Origin of the sequence: Streptomyces sp. NPDC053493 (assembly GCF_044544825.1) — a bacterium.
GTDB lineage: Bacteria > Actinomycetota > Actinomycetes > Streptomycetales > Streptomycetaceae > Streptomyces.
Genome location: NZ_JBITXS010000003.1, coordinates 601681 through 616065, shown reverse-complemented (window position 1 = coordinate 616065; position 14385 = coordinate 601681). Strand labels below are relative to the sequence as shown.

General features: G+C 73.8%; 14 protein-coding genes. 5 read left to right on the top strand and 9 right to left on the bottom strand.

The window, feature by feature from the left end; genetic code table 11:
- Positions 1-81: 81 nt before the first annotated feature.
- Together ACIGO8_RS12590 and ACIGO8_RS12585 are read right to left on the bottom strand one after the other, a co-directional pair.
- On the bottom strand, positions 82-972 hold the full coding sequence (locus ACIGO8_RS12590; RefSeq protein ID WP_399728119.1) for an ABC transporter ATP-binding protein: 891 nt from the start codon (positions 970-972) through the stop codon (positions 82-84).
- On the bottom strand, positions 969-2867 hold the full coding sequence (locus ACIGO8_RS12585) for a 2-isopropylmalate synthase (protein WP_399728115.1): 1899 nt from the start codon (positions 2865-2867) through the stop codon (positions 969-971). The genes ACIGO8_RS12590 and ACIGO8_RS12585 overlap by 4 nt, the downstream gene beginning before the upstream one ends.
- A gap of 308 nt (positions 2868-3175) precedes the next feature.
- Between ACIGO8_RS12585 and ACIGO8_RS12580 the strand changes: the two genes are divergently transcribed.
- Positions 3176-3886 (top strand): FadR/GntR family transcriptional regulator, encoded by a 711-nt coding sequence (locus tag ACIGO8_RS12580; RefSeq protein ID WP_399728112.1) that lies wholly within the window; start codon positions 3176-3178, stop codon positions 3884-3886.
- A 55-nt stretch (positions 3887-3941) separates the two neighbouring features.
- Here ACIGO8_RS12580 and ACIGO8_RS12575 read toward each other — a convergent pair whose 3' ends face one another.
- Positions 3942-4607: a maleylpyruvate isomerase N-terminal domain-containing protein gene (locus ACIGO8_RS12575; RefSeq protein ID WP_399728109.1), complete on the bottom strand. Its 666-nt coding sequence runs from the start codon at positions 4605-4607 to the stop codon at positions 3942-3944.
- A 140-nt stretch (positions 4608-4747) separates the two neighbouring features.
- Between ACIGO8_RS12575 and ACIGO8_RS12570 the strand changes: the two genes are divergently transcribed.
- The gene (locus tag ACIGO8_RS12570; protein ID WP_399728106.1) at positions 4748-5863 is read left to right on the top strand and encodes an NAD(P)/FAD-dependent oxidoreductase; all 1116 of its coding nucleotides are present in this window, start codon (positions 4748-4750) and stop codon (positions 5861-5863) included.
- Here ACIGO8_RS12570 and ACIGO8_RS12565 read toward each other — a convergent pair.
- The 5 genes from ACIGO8_RS12565 to ACIGO8_RS12545 all read right to left on the bottom strand — a co-directional run bounded on the left by ACIGO8_RS12565 (position 5860) and on the right by ACIGO8_RS12545 (position 10895).
- Positions 5860-6297: a MarR family winged helix-turn-helix transcriptional regulator gene (locus ACIGO8_RS12565; RefSeq protein WP_399728103.1), complete on the bottom strand. Its 438-nt coding sequence runs from the start codon at positions 6295-6297 to the stop codon at positions 5860-5862. The genes ACIGO8_RS12570 and ACIGO8_RS12565 overlap by 4 nt on opposite strands.
- Positions 6298-6387: 90 nt before the next feature.
- Positions 6388-6954: a dihydrofolate reductase family protein gene (locus ACIGO8_RS12560; protein ID WP_399728101.1), complete on the bottom strand. Its 567-nt coding sequence runs from the start codon at positions 6952-6954 to the stop codon at positions 6388-6390.
- A gap of 47 nt (positions 6955-7001) precedes the next feature.
- Positions 7002-7481 carry a (2Fe-2S)-binding protein gene (locus ACIGO8_RS12555; RefSeq protein ID WP_399728098.1) on the bottom strand — a complete coding sequence of 160 codons (480 nt, stop codon included), beginning with the start codon at positions 7479-7481 and terminating at the stop codon, positions 7002-7004.
- A gap of 19 nt (positions 7482-7500) precedes the next feature.
- Positions 7501-9873: a molybdopterin cofactor-binding domain-containing protein gene (locus tag ACIGO8_RS12550; protein WP_399728095.1), complete on the bottom strand. Its 2373-nt coding sequence runs from the start codon at positions 9871-9873 to the stop codon at positions 7501-7503.
- A 227-nt stretch (positions 9874-10100) separates the two neighbouring features.
- Positions 10101-10895 (bottom strand): MBL fold metallo-hydrolase, encoded by a 795-nt coding sequence (locus tag ACIGO8_RS12545; protein ID WP_399728092.1) that lies wholly within the window; start codon positions 10893-10895, stop codon positions 10101-10103.
- Positions 10896-10973: 78 nt separating this feature from the next.
- On the opposite strand from ACIGO8_RS12545, the gene ACIGO8_RS12540 reads away from it, so the two are divergent.
- From ACIGO8_RS12540 to ACIGO8_RS12530, 3 genes are all read left to right on the top strand, one after another.
- Positions 10974-11660 (top strand): TetR/AcrR family transcriptional regulator, encoded by a 687-nt coding sequence (locus ACIGO8_RS12540; RefSeq protein WP_399728089.1) that lies wholly within the window; start codon positions 10974-10976, stop codon positions 11658-11660.
- Positions 11657-12394, top strand: a complete 738-nt coding sequence (locus ACIGO8_RS12535) for a TSUP family transporter (RefSeq protein WP_399728086.1) — start codon at positions 11657-11659, stop codon at positions 12392-12394. The genes ACIGO8_RS12540 and ACIGO8_RS12535 overlap by 4 nt, the downstream gene beginning before the upstream one ends.
- 159 nt (positions 12395-12553) lie before the next feature.
- Positions 12554-13765 carry a glycosyltransferase gene (locus tag ACIGO8_RS12530; RefSeq protein ID WP_399728083.1) on the top strand — a complete coding sequence of 404 codons (1212 nt, stop codon included), beginning with the start codon at positions 12554-12556 and terminating at the stop codon, positions 13763-13765.
- A gap of 139 nt (positions 13766-13904) precedes the next feature.
- Here ACIGO8_RS12530 and ACIGO8_RS12525 read toward each other — a convergent pair whose 3' ends face one another.
- Positions 13905-14246 (bottom strand): hypothetical protein, encoded by a 342-nt coding sequence (locus tag ACIGO8_RS12525; RefSeq protein ID WP_399728080.1) that lies wholly within the window; start codon positions 14244-14246, stop codon positions 13905-13907.
- Positions 14247-14385: the final 139 nt, after the last annotated feature.

The following is a 14385-nucleotide window of genomic DNA, read 5'->3' as shown; positions in this document are numbered from 1 at the left end:
CGGGGTTCTTTCCGTTACGGACGGTAGGCGGCGCTGCTTGTGGTCGGCGTCCCGCCAGGGAGCCAACCCCGCGGGTAGCTCTCAGGTATGACGGGTAGTCGGCTCCGTGCGCGGCTCGGCGCCCGGGTCCCGGCCGGCGAGGGCGCTGCGGGCGGCCCGGGCACTCGGGTCGGCCCGCGCGCTCCGGTCGGCTCGTACGCTCCACCGGCCCTCGTCCCGGCCGAGGGTGAGCGGCAGCCCGAAGCAGGCGCCCACCAGCTCGTCGCGCAGCACCTCGCCCACGGGCCCCTGGGCGAGGGCCCGGCCTTCCCGGAGCAGCAGCGCGTGGCTCGTGGCCGTGGGCAGCTCCTCCAGGTGGTGGGTGACGAGGACGGTCGCGAGCCGGGGATGGGCGGCGGCGAGCGCGTCGAGGGCGGTGAGGAGCTGCTCGCGGCCCGGCAGGTCGAGTCCGGTGGCCGGTTCGTCGAGCAGGAGCAGCCGCGGTGCCGGCATGAGGGCGCGGGCGATCAGGGCCCGGCCGCGCTCGCCCTGGGAGAGGGTGGGCCAGCGGGCACCGGCGCGGTCGGCGAGGCCGAGGGTGGTGACGAGCGCGTCGGCGCGGGCGAGCTGGTCGGCGGTCGGTTCCCAACGGGGCGGGCGCTCAGGAGAGTTGGTGAGCCCGGTGAGGACGACCTCACGCAGCCGTGGTGCCGAACGCAGCGGATGGCGTGGGTCGACGTGGCCGATATGGGCGCGCAGGGCCCGCAGATCGGTGCGGCCGAGCCGGTGGCCGAGGACCTCCACCCGGCCGCGGGTCGGGTGGACCTGCGCGCCGAGCAGACTGAGCAGGGTGGTCTTGCCGGCTCCGTTGGGGCCGAGGAGGGCCCAGTGCTCGCCGGCGCGGACGGTGAGCGACACGTCGCCGAGCAGGGCGTGGCCGTCGCGGACGACGTGGACCGCGTCGGCGGTGAGAACGGGCGGCCGCTCGCTCATCGGGCCGTACGTCCGTCGCGGCGGGCGCGGTTGACGGCCGACACGACGGCCCGGACGGAGGCGCCGAGGACCGAGGGGTCGCGGCCCGCGCCCCATGCCGTTCGCCCGTCGACCCGGCACTCGGCGTAGGCGACGGCGTCGCCGGAGGCGCCCGGGCCGGTGGAGTGCTCGGCGAAGTCCAGTACGTCGACGGTGATTCCGGCGCGGGCGAGGGCGTCGGCGAACGCGGAGAGCGGTCCGTTGCCGTGGCCCTCGTACGCGGCGGTGCGTCCGCCGGCGGTCAGGACGCAGGCGAAGCGGTGCGGCTGTCCTTCCGGGGCGGGTGTGGTGGTCCACTCCTCGAGGCGCACGGGCTGTTCCTGCCCCGTGGCCGCACCGGCGTCGTGGCCCGCGCCCCCAACGGCGGCGCGGTCCGAGTCGTGGCCGGCGCCGCGGCCGGCGTCGCGGCCCGGGCCGTGGCCGGCGTTCGGGCCGAGGTCTTCGCCGGGCGCGAGGTAGGTGGCGCGGAACAGCTCGTACAGCTCGTCGGCGGTCGCCTCCCGGCCGTGGGCGTCGGTGGCCTCCTGCACCACGGCGGAGAACTCGGGACGCAGGCGCTCGGGCAGGTCGACGCCGTGGTGGGTGCGCAGCAGGTAGGCGACTCCGCCCTTGCCCGACTGGGAGTTGACCCGGATGACGGCCTCGTAGCTGCGGCCGATGTCGGCCGGGTCGATCGGCAGGTACGGCACGGCCCACGGCGCCAGCGCGGGATCGAGTCCGGCGTCGGCCGCGTCCTTGGCGTGCCGGACGAGGCCCTTGCTGATGGCGTCCTGGTGGGTGCCGGAGAAGGCGGTGTGGACGAGGTCGCCGGCGTAGGGGTGGCGGGGGTGGACGGGCAGGCGGTTGCACTCCTCGACGACCGCGCGGACGGCGTCGATGTCGCTCAGGTCGAGCATCGGGTCGACGCCTTGGGCGTAGAGGTTGAGGGCCAGGGTCACCAGGTCGACGTTGCCGGTGCGTTCGCCGTTGCCGAAGAGGCAGCCCTCGACGCGCTGCGCGCCGGCGAGGACGGCGAGTTCGGCGCAGGCGACGCCGGTGCCGCGGTCGTTGTGCGGGTGGACCGAGAGGATCACGCTGTCGCGCCGGGCCAGGTGGCGGTGCATGTACTCGATCTGGTCGGCGTACACGTTGGGCGTGGAGATCTCGACCGTGGCGGGCAGGTTGTGGGTGACCGGCCGGTCGGGGCTCGCGTCCCACAGCTCGGTCAGGGCGTCGCACAGCTCCAGGACGAAGTCGGGTTCGGTGAGGTTGAAGGTCTCCGGCGCGAACTGGAAGCGGATGTGGCTCTCGGGCCGGGCGTCGGCGAGCCGGGCCATGAGGGTGGCGGCCTCTTCGACGGTGGCGCGCACCTGGGCGCGGTCGCGGCCGAGGACGGTGTCGCGCCAGACGGGTGAGGTGGGGATGTAGAGGTGGACGACGGCCTTGGGCAGGCCGTCGAGGGAGGTGAAGGTGCGCTCGATCAGCTCGGCGCGGGCGGGCGTGAAGACGACGGGCGTGACGTCGTCGGGCACGGCGCCCGAGGCGATCAGCCCGGCCAGGTGGCGGACGAAGTCGAAGTCGGTGCGGCTGGCGGACGGGTAGCCGACCTCGATCTCCTTGAATCCGGTGCGGACGAGCAGGTCGAAGAAGCGGCGCTTGCGGGCGGTGTCCATCGGTTCGGCGAGCGCCTGGTTGCCGTCGCGCAGGTCGACGGGGACCCACAGCGGTGCCCGCTCGATCCGGGCGGCGGGCCAGTCCCGGCCGGCGGGCTCGGGAACGTGGACGCGGTCCTGGTAGGGCCGGTAGCGGTGGTACGGCATGGGGCCCGGGCGCTGCGGGTTCCAGGGGTAGGCGGTGGCGGCGGTGGCGGCGGTCATGCGGGTCGGCTCCTTCTGCGGGGCTGTCGGGCGGTCGGCGGGGCGCGCCCCGCGGGGCGGCCGGCCCGGCCGCTCGGCCCGGTCGGTCGGGTGCGACCGGCGGCAGCACGGCGTCCCGCGGCGGGGTGCCGGTCGCGTCAAGCCCCGCCGCGGCAGCCGAGAAGAAGCGGTCCACGGAAGATCACGTCGGAGACTCTAGCCACTCCTCAGCTCCTCAGACAAGTACTCCTCAGACAAGTTCTCGGGAAGGATTGGGATAGTTTCTTTCCGAGAGAAACCAACCACGCGAAGCGAATCAGGTGACCCCATTGCCGCTCGGTGCCTTGCGCCCCAGCCCCCTCGTCGAGCAGGCAGCCGAGCGGCTGCGGGAGCAGATCACCGCGGGCCACTGGCCCGTCGGCACCCGGCTGCCCGGTGAGACCACGCTCGCGAAGGAACTGGGCGTGGGGCGCTCCACCGTGCGCGAGGCCCTGCGGGCCCTCGCCGGCGCGGGTCTCGTGCAGCCGCGGCAGGGCGCGGGCGTCTTCGTGACGGCGACCCGGCCGGTCGAGGACTGGCCGACCCGGCTGCGGACGGCCGCGGTCACCGACGTCTACGAGGTGCGGATGCTGGTGGAGGTGCAGGCGGCCCGGCTCGCCGCGCTGCGTCGTACCGACGAGGACGTCGCGGCCATGCGGGCCGCCCTCGCCGGGCGGCGCGCGGCGGCGGAGGGCGACGACGCGGGCTTCGTGGACGCCGACATCCGTGTGCACTCCGCTCTGGTGTCGGCCGCCCACAATCCCGTACTGACCGATCTCTTCGCCGAGTTCGCACCCGCCCTGCGGGAGGCCCTGATCGAGCTGCTCGACCTGCTCCGGCTGCGTTCCGACGAGCCGCGCCACGGCGAGGAGTCGCACACCGCGCTGGTGGAGGCGGTGGCGGCGGGTGACGCGGAGGAGGCGGCCCGGATCGCGAGCGCCGAACTGGAGGCGACGCTGGCGCTCCTGCTCTCCCCCGGCCGCTCCAAGTCCGAGGCGTAACGGACGGCCTGTCCGGCCGGGGAAACAGGCGGGCGACAGGGCGGGGCGGGCCGGTTCAGCCGACGTGGAGCGGGAGTTTCACACCGGGCGGAAGGAACGCGGCGAGCTCGGCCCGCTCCTCGCCGGTCGGAGCCCGTCGGCCGGTGCCGACGAGGAGGGCGTCCCGGTCGGACATCGACGTCGGCAGGGGCGCGCCCGCGAGGACTTCGAGCATGGCGCGCGTCCGGGCGAGGCCCTCCGCCGGCGGCTCCGGCGCGCCCGGGAGGTGGGCGATCAGGTCCAGGTGGTGCAGGGTCCACTCCAGGACGTACGCGGAGAGGTAGTCGCCCGCGGTGAGCACCTGGCCGCGGGTGCCGACCCGTAGCCCCGGATCGGCGAGGCGGGCGGCGCGCCCGGCCGCCGAACCGACGTCGTCCAGGTGGAACTTCAGCAGCGCCGGGTCCTCATAGGCGGCGGCCAGCCGGACGGTCAGCGCGTCGAGCGGGTCGTCGCCGGTCGGCGGGGCCTCGGAGAGCTCCCAGTAGGTCACCGCGTCGCGGGTCGGTTCGGTGTCGGCGGGCGTCGCGAGCGTGATGAGCACGTCCTGGGCGTCGATGACGAGGTGGCACACCAGATCGCGTACGAGCCAGCCGCTGCAGCCGGACGGCCGGGCGAAGTCCTCGTCGGCGAGCCCGGCGACGGCCGTGCGAAGCGCGGTCCAGGAACGGGAGAAGTCGTCCACGGCCGCAACCTATCAGCACCGCCTTCCCGCACCCTCCTTTTCCGGCCATAGGAAATAAGCCACGCCTTTACAGTTCGTGCCACGAACTACTATGGTTCGTGGCACGAACTACAGCAGATCTTTTTTCACGGGAGCAGCCCATGTCTGGAATTGTCGCGGTCATCGGCGGCGGTTACGCCGGCGCGTCCCTCGCGAAGGCGCTCGACACGGAGACCGACGCGGAGGTCGTGCTCGTGGAGCCGAAGGACGCCTTCGAGCACGCCGCCGGATCCCTGCGGGCCCTGGTCCGGCCCGACTGGGCGCCGAACATCTTCTTCCGCTACGACGGGCTGCTGCGGCGCGGCCGGGTGGTGCGCGAGCGGGCGGCCTCCGTCGACGCCCGGGGCGTCACCCTGGCCTCCGGGGCCCGTGTCGACGCCGACTACGTCGTCCTCGCGACCGGCTCCACCTACCCGCGGCCCGCCAAGTCCGGCGTCGACTCCGCCGACGAGGCGCTGGCCCGGCTGCGCGAGACGCACGAGGAGCTGGCCGGCGCCGACCAGGTCCTCATCACCGGCGCCGGGCCGGTCGGCCTAGAGCTGGCCGGCGAGATCAAGGCGGTGTGGCCCGAGAAGGGCGTCACGATCGTCGACCCGGCCGGTGAGGTGATGCCGGGCTTCGCGCCGGAGCTGCGCGCCGACCTGCTCGCCCAGCTCGCCGCGCTCGGCGTCGAGCTGCGCCTGGGCACGGTGCTCGCCGAGGAGCCGCCGGCCGAGCCGGGCCGGGCGAAGACCTTCACCGTCGCCACGGCGGACGGCGGCGAGGTGAGCGCGGACATCTGGTTCCGCGCCCACGGCGTCCGCGTCGAGACCGGCATCCTGGCCGACGACCTGGCCGCCGCCCGCACCCAGCAGGGCCGGATCCGGGTCGACGAGCACCTGCGGGTGGACGGGCACGAGCGGGTGTACGCGATCGGCGACGTCACGGACCTCGACGAGGCGAAGATGGCGGGCTACGCGATGCAGCACGCGGAGGTGGTCGCGAAGAACATCGCCGCGGCCCTGAACGGCGAGGCTCCCACCGCCACCTACCGCCCCTCCCCCGTACCCGCGGTGCTGCTGCCGTTGGGCCCCGACGCGGGTGTGGGCCAGTTCCCGTCGCCCGACGGCCCGATGATCCTGCCGGTCGAGACGGTCGTCCAGTACAAGGCCGCGGACCTCTTCACCGGCCGCTTCGCCGAACTCTTCGGCACGGCGGACACGGCGGGCGCCTTCTAGACCTTGTCCGGCTCGGCGAACACGACCGGCACCTCGTTGTCGAGGACCACACGGCCGAGCAGCTCCGCGAGCCGCTCGCGCTCCGGGTCGTCGAGCCCGGCCGGCAGCAGGTCGATCCGCCGGCAGGTCTCCGCGTAGAAGGCCTCGGCGACGCGCGCGCCCTCCTCGGTGAGGACGACCCGGATCGCCCGCCCGTCCTCCGGGTCGGGCTCCCGGCGCACGAGGCCGAGCCGCGCGGTGCGGTCGACCAGGCCGGTGAGGCTGGACTTGGCGAGCCGCAGCACCGCGCCGAGCTCCCGCATCCCGTACGGCCCGGGCATCAGCACGCACAGCAGCTGCCCCTGCTGCGGCGTCACGCCGTACTCCCGGCTCGCCTCCGCGTACACCGCGTTCACCAGAAAAGAGGAGCGCACCAACGCGGCGACGACTCCCATTTTCTCATCCGTGGATTTCCCCATTCACCCAGAATACGCGAGCGGAAGGCTCGTGCGGACCCGTCACGGCCAAAAAATTCGTGCCACGAACTACTCTCCGCGCTCGTACCGCAGCAGCACCACTCCGTTGGAGAAGGTGCGGCTCCGGTCGAGGCGGAGGGGCGCGGCGGTGTCGGTCGGGCTGAAGAGCGGCGTGCCGCGGCCGACGAGGTAGGGCTGGACGTAGATCTGGTAGGCGTCGATCAGGTCGTGTGCGCGGAAGGCCTTGACGAGCTCGGCGCCGCTGAGGACGAGGTCGCCGTCGGCGGCCGCGGCGAGGGCGCGGACCTCGGCGGGGTCGACCCGGGAGACGACGGTGGTGTTCCAGTCGGCCCGCTCCAGTGTCGTGGAGTAGACCCACTTGGGCATGGTGCGCCAGATCCCGGCGAACTCCCGCATCGTGGGCGTGCTCTCGGGGTCTTCGTCGGCGGTCGGCCAGAAGTCCGCGAGGAGCTGGTGGGTGCGCCGGCCGCTGAGGAAGCCGCCCGCGGGGGCCAGTTCGTCGTTGAAGTGCTGGTGCAGCTCCTCGTCGACCCGGTGCCAGTCGATGTCGTGGCCGTCTCCCTCGATGTATCCGTCGAGGGAGACGTTGCTGAACAGGACGATCTTTCCGGGCACGGCGGCACTCCCTCTCGTCGGACGGAGGCCACGGGCCGGCCGCCGGCTCAGGTCATGCGGCGGGCGCCCTCCTTGATGGCCTCTCGGATACGGTTATAGGTTCCGCAGCGGCAGATGTTGCGGATCTGGTCGAGATCGGCCTCGTCGATCTCGCGGCCCTCCTCCTGGGCGCGCCGCACGGCCGCGACGGCGGTCATGATCTGACCGGGCTGGCAGTAGCCGCACTGGGCGACGTCGATGTCGAGCCAGGCCTCCTGCATGGGGTGCAGTGCGCGGCCGACGGTGGCGGGCAGGCCCTCGATGGTGGTGACCTCGTCGGCGGCGGTCACCTCCTTGACCGGGACGGTGCAGGGCGTGACGGCCTTGCCGTTGAGGTGGCTCGTACAGGCGCGGCAGACGCCGACGCCGCAGCCGTACTTGGGTCCGGTGACGCCGAGGACGTCCCGCAGGACCCAGAGCAGCCGGACGTCGTCCTCGACCTCGGCGGTGACGGCCTTGCCGTTGAGGATGAAGGTGTGCTGGGGCACGGTGGCTCCTGGTCTGCTCTCAGAGGGCGCGGTCGCGGCCGTCGGCCGGCGCGGCGGGGATCGGCGGGACGGTGGGCGCGGGCGTGAAGGCGAGCGGCGCGCCGTGGTTGACCGGGAAGGTGGTCGGCATGGTGCCGGTGGCCCGGCCGTAGGCGCAGGCGACGGCGGCGCTCGCCGCGGCGACGGCCAGTTCGCCCGCGCCGCCCGGCTTGTCGCCGGTGGACGGCATGACGACGATCTCCAGCTCGGGCGGGGTGTTCCACTGCCGGGTGTAGTAGTAGTTGTCCCAGCTGCTCTCCAGGAAGTGGCCGTCCTTGAGGTGGAGGCCTGAGGTGAGCGTGACGGCGATGCCGTCCATGATGCCGCCCATCATCTGGGCTTCCAGGCCGCGCGGGTTGACCGCGAGTCCGACGTCCACGGCGCACACGACCTTGGTGACGCGGGGCCCGGTGAAGGCGTCGCGGATCTTCCGTCCGGTGGTCTCGGGCCGGCAGTCGATCTCGGCGAGGACGGCGACGACGGAGTGGTACTCGGGATGGACCGCGATGCCCTGCGCGGTGCCGGGTTCCATCGGCCGTCCCCAGCGGCCGATGTCGGCGACCTTGTCGAGCACGGCGCGGGCCCGTGCGTCCTTGAGGAAGCGGCGCCGGAAGGCGAGGGCGTCCTGGCCCATGCGCCGGGCGAGGGCGTCGACGACCAGTTCCTGGGCGCAGCGCACGTTGGGCGAGTAGATGTTGCGCATGGAGCCGGTGTTGAAGCCGTGGTCGACCTCGCCGAGCAGTTGGGTGGTCACGCCGAAGTGGTAGGGGCTGCTCTGGGTGAGCTGGAACATCGTCTCGGAGAAGGTGAGGTCGGCGACCGGGAGCTTCGCCGCCTCCGAGGTGATGATCTCGCCGACGCCGTGGCCGAAGTCGGTGGCGACGGAGGTGTGCCGCTGCTCGTACGTGAGGACCTCGCCGAGCGCGTAGGTGGCGCGGACCCGGGAGGTCGCCATCGGGTGCGTACGGCCCTGGCGGAAGTCGTCGGTGCGGTGCCACATGAGCCGTACGGGCTTGCCCATCGCCTTCGAGATCTCGGCGGCCTCGCCGGCGGCGTCGTGGAACAGCTTGCGGCCGAACGAGCCGCCGCCCTCGGTGACATGGACCGTGACGGCGCCGGGCGGCAGACCCAGCTGGAGGGCGATCTTCTCCTGGGCGACGATCGGCGACTTGAGGCTGGCCCAGATCTCGGCGGAGCCGGGCCGGACGTCGGCGACGGCGCAGTTGGTCTCGAGGGCCGCGTTGCTGGCGAAGTGGAAGGTGAAGCGGACGTCGACGGACTTGGTGAGGAGGTCGAGCGGCGGTACGACGAGGGGCAGTTCGGCGCGGCGCAGCTCTTGGAGGACGGTCTCGTCGGAGGCGCCCTCGGCGGTGCCGGGGCCCCAGGTGACCTTGAGGGCGCGGACGGCGTCGACGCACTGGCCGAAGGTGCGGCCGCGGACGGCGACGCCGGTGGAGACCGGGACGACGTCGGTGATGCCGGGCATGGCCGCGACCTCGGCCAGGTTGTCGACGGAGCGCACGGTGCCGTTGATGGTGGGCGGGCGGCAGACCATGGTGGGCAGGGCGCCGGGCACCTTGACGTCCATGGCGAAGGTCTTGCGCCCGGTGACGGCGGCGAGCGCGTCGGTCCGGCGCTGCGCCGTGCCGATGACCCGGAAGTCGCGGGGTTCCTTGAGGGTGACGGCGACCTGGGTGTCGGCGAGGGCCGCGGCCTTGACGGCGAGTTCGCCGTAGCCGAGGCGCTTTCCGCTCGGAGCGGAAACAACTCCTGCCGTGGCGGTGAGCGTGCCGACCGCCTCTCCCAGCTCCAGGGCCGCGGCGCGCAGCAGCCGGCCGCGGGCGACGGCGGCGGCGACCCGGATCGGGGTGAAGGTGGAGATGGTGGTGTTGGAGCCACCGGTGAGCTGGTTGAAGAGCAGCTCGGGGCGGGCGTCGGCGAGCGTGACGTGCACCCGGTCGAGCGGGAGGTCAAGCTCCTCGGCGACGATCATCGCGGTGGAGGTGGTGATGCCCTGGCCGACCTCGGCCCGGGGCAGCGCGAAGTGGGCCGTGCCGTCGGGGTCGACGCGGATGGTGATGAGGTTCGCCGTGGGCAGGGCGGCGGTGGTGAGCAGGTCGTTGAGGTCGAGGATCTCGGCGGGCCCGGGCAGCGAGGGCACGACGCCGGGCGCGGCGGCGGGGACGGCGGCCGCGGCGGGCTCGGGCGCGAGGAGGTCCTCGCCGACCCGGGCGGCGACGGTGAGGGTCGGCGCCGCCAGCACGTATCCGAGGAATCGCCGCCGCCCGATCCCTCGCGGCGGCGCACCGCCCTGCCGCTCCGGTTCCGCGGCGCGGTCCTGCGTTTCTTCCATGGGCGCTGCCCTTTCGACGAGGGGTGGGACGGGACACCGACGGTCCCGCAGGGATCATCACCCGTTCGGCGCAGTAAGGGGAGCGAAACCGTGGTGTTGTCAGGCGGGGCCGTCCTTCCGGCGAGCCCACGCGTACGGCCCCTCCGCGGGTTCGCCCCGCTCTCCACCCGCCGTCCGGCTCGACCCGTCCCTCCGACTGGGCCGGCCCGTCCCGCCCGTCTCGCCCGTCAGAGTTCCAGTTCCTCGCCGACGGCGGGAGCGAGGACCTCGTAGGGCTCGCCGGCGGCCGCGTCGAGGAAGCGCGCGAGCTCGTCGGGCTGGGTGGCGTAGAAGTCGGAGTGGAAGCCGTCGTAGTGCATCGGGATCGCGGTCCTCGCCTGGAGCAGGCGGGCGGCGACGGCGGCGTGCTCGGCGTCGAGCGATGCCGGATACGGGCTCGGCGGCTGGCAGTGCGGGAAGCAGACGGTCGGTCCGTTGATGGGTGTGAGGACGGCGTCGAAGGGGCCGTAACGGTGGGCGGCGCGCCACCAGTAGCCGTGGTACATGGTGTCGCCCAGGTGAATCACGCGGGTGCCGTCGGCTTCGACGGCCCAGGAGACCTGCGGATCGCCGAGGGTGTCGACGGCGGGCACGGCGGCGACGGTGAAGGGCCCGATGGTCGTGGTCTCCCACAGGGCCATGGGCCGGCGGGGCAGGTCGTGGGCGGTGAGTTCGGCCTCCGCCTTGAGCGTCCACAGGTTCTCGTGGTCGTCGCCGCCGAAGGACTCGGGGTGCAGGACCGTTCCGCCGGGCCGCAGGGCGCGGGCGAGTGCGCCGGCGTCGGTGTGGTCGCGGTGCAGGTGGGTGCACAGGCCCGCCAGCACGTGGCCTTCCGTGCGGGGCGGTACGACCTTCGGCATCGGCACGTCCGCGAGGGCGGTGCCTTCCAGGACGCCTTCGGGCCGGCCGAGCAGATCGATCACCAGGCTCTCGCCCTGCGCCTCGAGTTCCACTCCGGCCCAGCCAAGCCAACGCACACGCATGCGCCGTCCTCCCCATCGCTTATTTGGCGTACGATCGTTCGCTAACTTAGCAGACGAACGTTCGGTAAGATCAAGGGCATGAGGAAATCGGTCGAGGAGGCCCGGCGCACCCGGGAACGCATCGTCGAGACGGCGGTGCACCAGGCGTCCGGCCTCGGGCTGTCCGGACTGACCATCGGCGCGCTCGCGGAGGCGCTCGACATGAGCAAGGCCGGCGTCGTCGGCCCCTTCGGCTCGCGCGCCGAACTCCAGCTCAGCGCCCTGGACCGCGCGGTGGAGATGTTCACGACGGCGGTGGTGGCACCGGGCCGGGCGGCGGAGCCGGGCCTTGCGTGCCTCCACGCGGTGATCGACGCCTGGTGCGACTACCTGGCCGACAGCCCCTTCCCCAACGGCTGCTTCGTCACGGCGGCGTCCTGCGAACTCGACGGTCGGCCGGGCGAGTTGCGTACGCGCCTCCAGGACGTGGTGGTCCGCTGGCGGCGCTTCCTGGCCGAGCAGATCACCACCGCGCAGACCGCCGGCGACCTCGACCCGCGGCTCGAGCCCGAGGACCTCGTGTCGCTCCTGTCCGGCCTGGCCATGGCCGCGAACCAGGAGATCCAGCTCCTCGGCGACGAACGGGCCGCGCCGCGCGCCCGCCGCCTCATGCGCACCGCGCTCGCCGCCCACCGCCCGCAGATGCAGACGCAGGGGCAGACGCAGGCTCGGGTGCAGACGCAGGCGCAGGCGCCCGCGCCGCCGTCCGGCCGGACGGCGTCTTGACGGTCGGTGCGGGAGCGGCCGCATTACTCCTGGGCGGCGTCGTCGTACTGGCCGCCTCGGTGCAGTGGCTCACCGGCATGGGCTTCGCGCTGATCGCGGTCCCCGCGCTCGTCCTGCTGCTCGGCCCGGCGCAGGGCGTGGTGCTCGCGAACTGCGCGGCCGGAGCCGTCAGCGTCGCCGGACTCGCCACGAGCTGGCGGCGGGTACGGATCGGCGCCATGGTTCCCCTGGTCCTCGCCGCCGCCTGCACCGTGCCGGCCGGCTCCTGGGCGGCGGCCCGGCTTCCCGAACCGGTGCTGCTGGCCGGCGTCGGCACTCTCGTGACGCTCGCCGTGGCGCTCATGATGGGCGGCGCGCGCCTCCCGGCGCTGACCGGGACGAAAGGCGCCGTGACCGCGGGAGCCGTGGGCGGATTCATGAACGCGGCCGCGGGTGTCGGCGGACCGCCGTACTCGCTGTACGCCCTGAACGCGCGGTGGCCCGTCCACGCGTTCGTGCCGAACGCGCAGTTCTACGGCATCGCCGTGAACGTCCTCTCCGTGACCGTCAACGGTGCACCACGGCTGAGCGGGCCCGGGTGGGTAGCGACCGTGGCCGCCGTGACGGCGGGCGCCCTCATCGGGAAGACACTCGCCCCGAAGGTACGAGAGCGCGGAGTGCGGCGGCTCATCTTCGCGCTGGCCCTGGGCGGCGGCCTGTCCGCTCTCGCCAAAGGCCTGTGGGAGCTGGCATGACGGCCCGCCGATCCGCAGGACTCCGAGGGAATCCGTAGGGCTCCGAGGGCATCCACAGGCATCCGCAGGCATCCGCAGTAATCCGCAGGACCGTTCCCTGACGCGCCTCAAGGACCGCCCGCTGTCGGCGAGCTGACGGCGTGCGAGGAGAATCCCGTCATGCGCATTCTGATCGTCACGGCGGGTTCACGGGGAGACGTCGCGCCCTTCACGGGTCTCGGGCGGCGTCTGCTGGACGCGGGCCATCAGGTCGCGGTGGCCGCCCACCCCTCCTTCGCCCCGCTCCTCGACGGCTGCGGTCTCGCCCACCGGCCTGTGCCGGGAGACCCGCGGCAGCTGATCCAGGACTGGGCCCGGGCGGCGTCGCGGGAGGAGGTCCAGGCGCTGACGAGGGCGTACGCGGACGGGCTCGCCGACGGGGTGGCGGAGGCCGTCGCGGGCGGGGCCGACCTGCTGCTCACGCCGTTCGGCCCGGCGCCGCTCAGCCGGACGGCCGGCGAGGCGTTCGGTGTTCCCGTCGTCGGCACGTATCTCGTTCCGGCGTTCGCCACAAAGGAGTTCCCGCTGCCCAACGCCCGGAGCACCGAGAGCCCGGGGCCGGCGGGCAACCTCGCGGCGGGCCGGGACGTGCTGAAGCGGGCGGAGGGCGTCTTCGCCGGCGCCGTGACCCGGCTGCGCGCCCGGCTGGGGCTGCCCGGCGCGCCCTCGGCACCGGTCGACGTCCGGCCGGTCTTCCACGGCTTCAGCCCGCTGGTCGTGCCGCGCCCGGCGGACTGGCCGTCCTGGGCCGACGTGACGGGCTACTGGTGGCCCGCGCGGCCGGACGGCTGGCAACCGCCCGCCGAACTGGCCGACTTCCTCCAGGCGGGTCCGCCGCCGGTGTTCATCGGCTTCGGCAGCATGGCGGCGGGTCAGGGCGAGCGACTGGGCGAACTGGTCTCCGAAGCCGTGGCGCGGGCTCGCGTGCGCGCGGTGGTGCAGGCCGGGTGGGCCGGTCTGAGCGGCTTCGGCGACGACGTCCTGGCCGTCGGCGACGTACCGCACGACTGGCTCTTCCCGCGCACCGCCGCCGTCGTGCACCACGCCGGGGCGGGCACGACCGCGGCCGGACTGCGGGCCGGAGTGCCCGCCGTTCCCGTGCCCGTCATGGCCGACCAGCCGTTCTGGGCGTCCCGGCTGTGCGAGCTGGGAGTGGCACCCGTGTCCCTGCCGTTCCAGGACCTCACCGCCGCGGCCCTCGGCGACGCCGTCAGGGCCTGCCTGTCCGAGCCGTCGCACCGCCGCCGCGCGACCGAACTCGCCCGTGGACTCGCCGCGGAGGACGGCGCCGCCGCCCTCCTGGCCCACGTCGACTCGCTGCGCGCCCGGTGAGCCGGGAGACGTCCTGAGCCTGCGGGCCGTAACCGGGGCCGGCCGCCGGACCCGTACGACGCGTACGACCCGTACGACCTTCGACCCGTACGACCTGCGATCCGTACGACCCGTGATCCGTACGGCGGACGGCGGACGGCTACGAGCCGTTGCCGGGACGGCAGGGGGCCGAGGACCCGCTCGCCCGGGCGATCCGCCTGCCGGCCCGCAGCGTCGGCCGGCCGAGGACGCCGCGGGCGGTCGCGACGGCGCGGCCGCCGCAGGTGCGCAGCTGTGTGCGGGAGAGCCGGGCCCGCTGGCCGCCGCTGGCGATGAGCGCGTTCACGGAGGCCATCGGGTCGCCGCCCACCGAGCGGGCGAGCAGCGCGCCGACCACGACCGGCAGCAGCGCGACGGCGAGCGCGGCACCGGTGGCGGTCGCCGTGGCGGTGGCCGTGGCGGTGGCCTGCCGGAGGGGACGGGTGCGCGGGTCTTCGGTCATGGTGGCAGTTCATCAGCGGGCCGCCACGCCCCGCATCGGACGACGTACTCAGACGGCCGTCCCCACGTACTCAGACACACGGCGACGAGTCGGCCCGCCGTCGCCTCCCCGGCGCGGCATCGAGGTCCGCCCCCCGAAC

Excerpts from the sequence above, each read along its gene's own strand:
- ACIGO8_RS12590 (WP_399728119.1), bottom strand. The coding sequence starts at position 972 with ATGAGCGAGCGGCCGCCCGTTCTCACCGCCGACGCGGTCCACGTCGTC.
- ACIGO8_RS12585 (WP_399728115.1), bottom strand. The coding sequence starts at position 2,867 with ATGACCGCCGCCACCGCCGCCACCGCCTACCCCTGGAACCCGCAGCGC.
- ACIGO8_RS12570 (WP_399728106.1), top strand. The coding sequence starts at position 4,748 with ATGTCTGGAATTGTCGCGGTCATCGGCGGCGGTTACGCCGGCGCGTCC.
- ACIGO8_RS12565 (WP_399728103.1), bottom strand. The coding sequence starts at position 6,297 with ATGGGAGTCGTCGCCGCGTTGGTGCGCTCCTCTTTTCTGGTGAACGCG.
- ACIGO8_RS12550 (WP_399728095.1), bottom strand. The coding sequence starts at position 9,873 with ATGGAAGAAACGCAGGACCGCGCCGCGGAACCGGAGCGGCAGGGCGGT.
- ACIGO8_RS12545 (WP_399728092.1), bottom strand. The coding sequence starts at position 10,895 with ATGCGTGTGCGTTGGCTTGGCTGGGCCGGAGTGGAACTCGAGGCGCAG.
- ACIGO8_RS12540 (WP_399728089.1), top strand. The coding sequence starts at position 10,974 with ATGAGGAAATCGGTCGAGGAGGCCCGGCGCACCCGGGAACGCATCGTC.
- ACIGO8_RS12530 (WP_399728083.1), top strand. The coding sequence starts at position 12,554 with ATGCGCATTCTGATCGTCACGGCGGGTTCACGGGGAGACGTCGCGCCC.
- ACIGO8_RS12525 (WP_399728080.1), bottom strand. The coding sequence starts at position 14,246 with ATGACCGAAGACCCGCGCACCCGTCCCCTCCGGCAGGCCACCGCCACG.